Raw genomic sequence first — 7,106 nt, 5'->3', positions numbered from 1 at the left:
GGGGGGTGGGGGGGGGGGGGGGGGCACGGCGGTGTTCAGTGTGCACTGGCTTTGCGCCCCTCTCCAAGCTTCGCTAGCCCGCTTCGCGAGCAAGCTGCGCTATCCTCTCCCCGCACGGGGAGAGGTTGTATAAGGGAATACGATGACCCCTCCCTCAATTGTCTGGCTCCGGCGCGACCTGCGGCTCGCGGACCAGCCCGCGCTGGATGCAGCGGCGAGCGAAGGGCCGGTGATCCCGGTCTATGTGCTCGACGACGAGACCTCTAAGCACCGTGCGCCGGGCGGGGCGAGCCGCTGGTGGCTGCATTGCTCGCTTGCCGCGATGACGACCCAATTGCACAAGCACCATTCGCGGCTGGTCCTGCGGCGCGGCAAGGCGGCCGAGGTGCTGGCGCAGCTGGCCGCGGAGACCGGCGCTTCGGCAATTCATTGCCTTCGCCATTACGAACCGTGGTGGCGCAATGCCGAGCGCCAGCTGGCCGGGGCGCTGCCGGCCAGCGTCGAACTGGTCCGGCATGACGGCAATTACCTGCTCCCGCCTGGCGCGATGACCACCGGATCGGGCTCGCCCTACAAGATCTTCACGCCGTTCTATCGCGCGCTGTTGGAGCAGATGCCGCCGCGCGATCCCCTGCCGGCCCCGAGCCTGTCTTCGCCGGAGACATGGCCGCAGTCCGACGCCCTGGACGATTGGAACCTGCTCCCGGCCGGGCCCGATTGGGCCGGCGGCCTGCGCGAGGCCTGGGAGTGCGGCGAAATGGCGGCTTACGAGCAGCTGGAGCGGTTCCTCGCCCATGCCGACCGCTACGAGGCGGAACGCAACCTGCCCTCGCTGGAAGGGTCCTCGCGGCTCTCCCCCCATCTCCATTTCGGCGAGATCTCACCCGCACATATCTGGCATGCCCTGAAAGGAAATCGCAGCGAAGGGGCAACCAGCTTTCGCCGCGAGCTCGTCTGGCGCGATTATGCGGCCAATGTGCTGGCGCAGTTCCCCGATTATCCCGAGCGCCCCTACAAGGAGGAATTCGCCCGCCTCGCCTGGCGCGATCCGGAAACGGACGGGGCCGCCGCCGACGATCTCGCGGCGTGGCAACAGGGCCGCACCGGCTATCCGATCGTCGATGCCGGGATGCGCCAGCTATGGGCGAGTGGCTGGATGCACAATCGCGTGCGGATGATCGCCGCGAGTTTCCTCGTCAAGCACCTCTTGATCGACTGGCGCCATGGCGAACGCTGGTTCTGGGACACGTTGGTCGATGCCGATTACGCCTCGAACGGCACCAATTGGCAATGGGTCGCGGGCAGCGGGATCGACGCCAACATGTTCGTGCGGATCATGGCGCCGCTCAGCCAGTCGGAGAAATTCGACGCGGCGGGCTATATCCGCCAATGGGTGCCCGAACTGGCCGAACTGGACGATCTCTATGTCCACGATCCCGAGGCGCATGGCCGCCTACCGGAGGACTATCCGAGCAAGATAATCGGGCACCGCGAGGGACGCGAGCGGGCGCTGTTGGCATGGAAAATGTTGAAAGATTAGCGATACTTCGGGCTGCTGCTTGCCCCCAATGCGGGGGAGAGGCATATTCGCGTCCATGCAGGCGGAGAGGCTCAGCAGGGGGGACCAGCTGCTGGAGGGCAGCCACCGGATCCACACGGGTCCGACTTTCCTTGCTCGCCTGTTCGGCGGAGGTTTCCACAAGCTGCTCGACCGGGTCGATCGCGGGCTGGCGCGGGGCCGGCTGACGGTCCATCTGCCCGACGGTTCGAGCCGCCGCCTGGGCGACCGGGCACCGGGGTTCGAGGCCGAAGTGACGATCCATGACTGGCGGGCGCTGGTCAGGGCCGCCACCGCCGGTTCGGTCGGCTGGTACCAGGCCTATGAAGCCCACGAATGGTCGAGCCCCGATGCCGTCCCGTTCTTCGCCCTGATGATGGCCAATGCCGCCGAACTGGGCGATACCGGCCGCGCCAAGGGGCCCTGGCGATTGGCGGGGCGGGTCCTGCGCTGGTTCAGCCGCAACACGCGCAAGCAGGCCGAACGCAACGTCCATGCGCATTACGACCTCGGCAACGATTTCTATTCGACCTGGCTCGATCCGACGATGAGCTATTCGAGCGGCTACCGCTTTGGCGAAGGCGGGCTGGAGCAGGCCCAGCGCAACAAGTGGCAGCGGCTGGCGGAGCGTCTGGGCAATCCCGGGACCCTGCTCGAGATCGGCTGCGGCTGGGGCAGCCTGGCCAATTTCTTCGCCTGCCGCGGCAGCCGGGTGACCGCAATCAGCCTGTCGGACCAGCAGCTGAACTGGGCGCGCTTCAACCAGTCCGATGCGATCGACTTCCGGCACCAGGATTATCGCGATGTCGGGAAGGAGGCCGGCGAACGCTTCGACGCCGTGGTCAGCGTGGAAATGGTCGAGGCGGTGGGCCGCGAATATTGGCCGAGCTTCATCGCTTGCATCGCACGTTGCCTCAAGCCCGGGGGCAGGGCGGCGATCCAGTGGATCGCGATGCGGGACGATGTGTTCGATGCCTATGCCCGCAACGCCGATTTCATCCAGGCCTATATTTTCCCGGGCGGGATGCTGATCAAGGAAAGCGAGTTCCGCCGGTTGGCGGCAAAACACGGTCTGTCGTGGGAAGACCAGGAGAATTTCTCCCGGGATTACGCCGAAACGCTCAAGGCGTGGCGGGCCAATTTCGATAACGCGGTGGCGGAAGGACGCCTGCCAGAGGGTTTCGACGAGCGCTTCGTGCGCCTGTGGCGTTTCTACCTGATGTATTGCGAGGGCGGATTCCGCAGCGGCGGGATCACGGTCGGGCAGGCGACACTGGTGAAGGCGGCGGCCTAACGCCGCCACTCACTCAGCAGGTGCGATAGACGCCGTCGCCGCGGAAGCGGGCGAGCAGATTGTCGTGCACGATCGGGCTCATCAGCTGCGTGAAGGCGCAGCCGCACAGGGCATTCTCCCACCACACGACTTCGGCCTGGAGCGATTCAAGGCCCGGCAGGGTCAGCCAGCAGACTGCGCCGGGATGCATGCGGTTCACGGCGGTGGCCGAAAAGCCGGACAGCGACAGGTCCTGCACGACCGTCTGGAATCCACGGCCGCCCGATTGGCGGAGCTGGGCTGGAATGGTGATCTTGTGGCGCGGTGCGCTGCGATCTTCCTGGGCTGCTATGTGGTAGCGGCTGGGAGCCTGTTTGATCATCATCGCTTCGATCCTCACTTACGCACGATGTTAACCGGGAGCTTCCCCGGCTCGTTGCTGCAGGATGATGGAAGCTGCTTAAAGGACGCTTCGATTTCGTGGTTAACGGCTTGCTTCGATCCGCTCGCGATGGCCGGTCTCGAAATCCTCCTGGAGCAAGGAAACCAGCCGCTGCGCGACGACCTCCGGCGCTTTAACCGTGGCGGGATCTTCGCCCGGATAGGCGCGGGCGCGCATTTCGGTCCTGGTGGCGCCCGGATCGACGATCGCGACGCGGATTTCGGAGATCCGCTCGACCTCCTGCGCGTGGCATTCGAGCAGGTTCTCGAACGCCGCCTTGGTGGCGGCATAGGCGCCCCAATAGGGCCGCGGCTCCCGGGCGACGCTGCTGGTCAGGCCGATGATCCGCGCGTTTTCGCTGCGCTTGAGCAGCGGATCGAACGCCGCCAGCAGCGCCTGGGTCGCCAGCAGATTGGTGGTGATCGCCTGGTTGAACTGCTTCGGATCGATCTGCGTAACCGGTCCCAACATCGGCAGGGAAGCTGCTGACAATATGAGGATATCGAGCTTGTCCCAGCGGTCGCCCATGGCCACGGCGAGGCGTGCTATGGCATCGGGCTCGCCAAGGTCCGCGGGGGCGATCGTGGCGCTACCACCGGCATCGTGGATCGCGTCCTCGACCTCTTCAAGCGCCCTGGCAGTCCGCGCGGTGATCACGACATGCGCCCCGGCCGCGGCCAGCGCCTTCGCCGTCGCCGCCCCGATTCCCCTGCTCGCGCCGGTCACAAGCGCGACCTGCCCCGCAAGCGGCCGCTTATTCGCGGATTTGGCCATCAGGCGACCTTGTGGACGGGGAAGGAAAGCTGCGCGGAATCCGACTTGCGCTGGGCCAGGTCGGTCAGGCTGGTCGGATAGTCGCCGCTGAAGCAGGCGTCGCAATATTGCGGGCAATCGTCGTTCCGGCCATCGAGCCCGACCGCGCGGTAGAGCCCGTCGATCGAGACGAAGGCCAGGCTGTCGGCCTGGATGAAATCGCGCATCGCCTCGAGATCCATCCGCCCGGCGAGCAGCTTCGAACGTTCCGGCGTATCGACGCCATAATAGCAGCCATGGCCGGTCGGCGGGCTGGCAACGCGGAAATGGACCTCGGACGCGCCGGCGTCGCGCATCATCCGCACGATCTTGAGGCTGGTGGTGCCGCGCACGATCGAATCGTCGATCAGCACCACGCGCTTGCCTTCCACCAGCGCGCGATTGGCGTTGTGTTTCAGTTTGACGCTGTTGTGGCGCTGGCCATCGCCCGGCTGGATGAAGGTCCGCCCGACATAATGCGAACGGATGATCCCGAGCTCGAACGGGATGCCCGATTGCTGCGAATAGCCGATCGCCGCCGGGACGCCGCTGTCGGGCACGGGGACCACCAGATCGGCCTGGCTCGGCGCTTCCCTGGCCAGTTCGACCCCGATCTGCTTGCGCGATTCATAGACCGAGCGCTGGTTGAAAATCGAATCCGGGCGGCTGAAATAGACATGCTCGAAGATGCAGGGGCGCGCGGGGATCGCACCGAACGGCCGATGGCTCTCGATCGTCCCGTCGATCCCCACGCTGACGAATTCGCCCGGGTCGATCTGGCGCGTGAATTCCGCGCCGACCACGTCGAGCGCGACAGTCTCGCTCGCGAACACTATGGAATCGCCCAGTCTGCCCATCACCAGCGGCCTGATGCCGAGCGGATCGCGGCAGGCGATCATGCCTTCCTTGGTCATGCAGACCAGCGAATAGGCCCCTTCGACCAGGCGCAGCGCGTCGATGATCCGGTCGAACAGCTTCGGGAAGCGGCTGGTCGCGACCAGGTGGATGATGACTTCGGTATCCGAGGTCGACTGGAAGATCGCCCCCTTGCCGACCAGCTCGCGGCGCAGATGCATGGCATTCGAGATATTGCCGTTATGCGAGATCGCGAATCCGCCCGAGGCGAGCTCGGCATAGAGCGGCTGGACGTTGCGCAGGCCCGCGCCGCCGGTGGTCGAATAGCGCACATGGCCGACCGCCATCGAACCGGGCAATTCGGCGATCGCGTCTTCGGAAGAGAAATTCTCGGCCACATGGCCGAGCCCGCGCAGCGTGACGAACTCCTTGCCGTCGAAGGACGAGATGCCGGCCGCTTCCTGCCCGCGATGCTGGAGCGCATGGAGGCCGAGCGCGCAGATGGTCGAGGCTTCGGGATGGCCGATGATCGCGAACACGCCGCATTCCTCGCGCAGCTTGTCGCCCCCAATATCCCATGGGGTTTCGTCGCCGAGGGAATCGCCTTCAGTCATATATCCCGGTGGCCGCCAGTGTCCTTGCGTGGAGCGGCTTCCCAATGGCGATGTTACGGCTGGATTACAAGGGGCGGTTGCGCGGGAAACCGCAATGTCATGCCGATTGTCGCCTGGGAGACACTGAATTTTCGGTTAGTTCCGCTGTTCCGCTTGCCTCGCTGTCGCCGCGTCGCTATTGGGCCGCCTCTGCCTCGCCCCGCAGCAATGCGGGCGCGCCGGTCGGGGAGTAGCTCAGCCTGGTAGAGCACTGTCTTCGGGAGGCAGGGGCCGGAGGTTCGAATCCTCTCTCCCCGACCATTCATCCACTGCCCTCCACAGGCATTCCGGCGAGCGCTGTTCCCGAATCGCGCGCTCGTGCAATAGGGGAGCCAATGGCCAGCCGCTCCGCCTTCGATTTCCCCGGCGAAATTTCGCCCGATCGCCACCCCGAATGGCAATATCTCGGCCTTTTGCGCCGCATCTGGGAAGAAGGCGACCAAAGGATCGACCGCACCGGCGTCGGCACGCGCTCGATCTTCGGCGCGCAATTGCGGTTCGACCTGGCGGGCGGGGCGATGCCGCTGATCACCACCAAGCGCGTCTACTGGAAGACCGCGACCCGCGAGATGCTGTGGTTTCTCACCGGCGAGACCAATATCCGCCCGCTGGTGCTGCAAGGGGTCAAAATCTGGAACGAATGGCCGCATGCCCGCTATGTCCGCGCGACCGGCGAGGCGATCGCGCTTGAGGAGTTCGTCGCCCGGATCGCGGAGGACGAGGCGTTCGCGGCACGCTGGGGCGATCTCGGGCCGGTCTATGGCAAGCAATGGGTCGACTGGCCGACCTATGAGGAACAGCCCGACGGTTCGTATCGCAAGGGGCCGGGGATCAACCAGGTCGCGCAGGTGGTCGAGAGCCTCAGGACCAACCCCGGCAGCCGCCGGCATATCGTCGAGGGCTGGAACGTCGCCGAGCTCGAGCGGATGGCGCTCCCGCCATGCCACAAGACCTACCAGTTCCACGTCGCCAAAGTAGATGGGCGCGACCGGCTCAATTGCGCGCTCTACCAGAGGAGCTGCGATGTCGCGCTCGGCCTGCCGTTCAACCTGTGGTCGGGGGCCTTGCTCCAGCGGATGATCGCGCAGCAGGTCGGTCTCGAACCGGGCGAGTTCATCTGGATGGGCGGCGACACCCATCTCTACTTAAATCATGGCGAGCTGGTCGAAGAGCAGCTGTCGCGAAAGCCTTCGGGCCGCCCGTGGCTCGAGATCCTGCGCAAGCCGGATTCGATCTTCGACTACCGGATCGAGGATTTCGAAGTTCGCAACTACGCGCCGCAGGGTGCGATCAAGGCGCCGATCGCGGTCTGACACGGTTCAGCGTACGAACGCGCTGTAAGCGATCCGGCCGGTGCCCTGCGCTGCTTCGCGCCCGGAAATCCGCCAGCGGACATGGGTCACGTCGGTAGCCGAGGCGAGGCGGGTTTCGCCGCCTTCGCGAATCCTGAGATCGCCCAGTTCGCCCCAGCTGCGTCCGCCATCGACCGAAACCTGCTCTCCTTCGCGGCCCGACTGGCGGAAGCTGAGGGTT

At 65.5% G+C, this 7,106-nt stretch carries 6 protein-coding genes, 1 tRNA gene and 1 pseudogene; 4 read left to right on the top strand and 4 right to left on the bottom strand.

Going from position 1 to position 7,106, the window contains the following annotated elements; all coding sequences use genetic code 11:
• Positions 1-142 precede the first annotated feature (142 nt).
• Both AC16XC_RS05330 and AC16XC_RS05325 read left to right on the top strand, forming a co-directional pair.
• Positions 143-1,540 (top strand): cryptochrome/photolyase family protein, encoded by a 1,398-nt coding sequence (locus AC16XC_RS05330; protein WP_484033608.1) that lies wholly within the window; start codon positions 143-145, stop codon positions 1,538-1,540.
• A 55-nt stretch (positions 1,541-1,595) separates the two neighbouring features.
• Positions 1,596-2,852: a class I SAM-dependent methyltransferase gene (locus AC16XC_RS05325; RefSeq protein ID WP_484033607.1), complete on the top strand. Its 1,257-nt coding sequence runs from the start codon at positions 1,596-1,598 to the stop codon at positions 2,850-2,852.
• A gap of 13 nt (positions 2,853-2,865) precedes the next feature.
• Here the strand turns inward: AC16XC_RS05325 and AC16XC_RS05320 are convergent, their stop codons facing one another.
• From AC16XC_RS05320 to purF, 3 genes are all read right to left on the bottom strand, one after another.
• A complete protein-coding gene (locus AC16XC_RS05320; protein ID WP_484033609.1) occupies positions 2,866-3,213 on the bottom strand; it encodes a PilZ domain-containing protein in 348 nt (115 codons plus the stop codon).
• Between the two features lie 102 nt (positions 3,214-3,315).
• Positions 3,316-4,047 carry an SDR family NAD(P)-dependent oxidoreductase gene (locus tag AC16XC_RS05315; protein ID WP_484033606.1) on the bottom strand — a complete coding sequence of 244 codons (732 nt, stop codon included), beginning with the start codon at positions 4,045-4,047 and terminating at the stop codon, positions 3,316-3,318.
• Positions 4,047-5,534: an amidophosphoribosyltransferase gene (gene purF / locus AC16XC_RS05310; RefSeq protein WP_484033605.1), complete on the bottom strand. Its 1,488-nt coding sequence runs from the start codon at positions 5,532-5,534 to the stop codon at positions 4,047-4,049. The genes AC16XC_RS05315 and purF overlap by 1 nt, the downstream gene beginning before the upstream one ends.
• A gap of 223 nt (positions 5,535-5,757) precedes the next feature.
• Between purF and AC16XC_RS05305 the strand changes: the two genes are divergently transcribed.
• Together AC16XC_RS05305 and thyA are read left to right on the top strand one after the other, a co-directional pair.
• Positions 5,758-5,834: transfer RNA gene (locus AC16XC_RS05305), tRNA-Pro, on the top strand.
• Positions 5,835-5,908: 74 nt separating this feature from the next.
• Positions 5,909-6,886, top strand: coding sequence for a thymidylate synthase (thyA, locus tag AC16XC_RS05300; protein ID WP_484033604.1), 978 nt, complete (start codon positions 5,909-5,911; stop codon positions 6,884-6,886).
• Between the two features lie 6 nt (positions 6,887-6,892).
• On the opposite strand, the pseudogene AC16XC_RS05295 reads toward thyA, so the two are convergent.
• Positions 6,893-7,106 (bottom strand): annotated as a pseudogene (locus AC16XC_RS05295) (hypothetical protein); the annotation flags it as partial.

Source organism: Candidatus Andeanibacterium sp. (assembly GCF_057143545.1).
The sequence above is the reverse complement of the archived record's forward strand: the minus strand, read 5'-3'. Positions and strand labels throughout refer to the sequence as shown.

Bases quoted from the DNA above. Each gene is read 5' to 3' on its own strand.
- AC16XC_RS05330 (WP_484033608.1), top strand. From the start codon at position 143: ATGACCCCTCCCTCAATTGTCTGGCTCCGGCGCGACCTGCGGCTCGCG.
- AC16XC_RS05325 (WP_484033607.1), top strand. From the start codon at position 1,596: ATGCAGGCGGAGAGGCTCAGCAGGGGGGACCAGCTGCTGGAGGGCAGC.
- AC16XC_RS05320 (WP_484033609.1), bottom strand. From the start codon at position 3,213: ATGATCAAACAGGCTCCCAGCCGCTACCACATAGCAGCCCAGGAAGAT.
- AC16XC_RS05315 (WP_484033606.1), bottom strand. From the start codon at position 4,047: ATGGCCAAATCCGCGAATAAGCGGCCGCTTGCGGGGCAGGTCGCGCTT.
- purF (WP_484033605.1), bottom strand. From the start codon at position 5,534: ATGACTGAAGGCGATTCCCTCGGCGACGAAACCCCATGGGATATTGGG.
- thyA (WP_484033604.1), top strand. From the start codon at position 5,909: ATGGCCAGCCGCTCCGCCTTCGATTTCCCCGGCGAAATTTCGCCCGAT.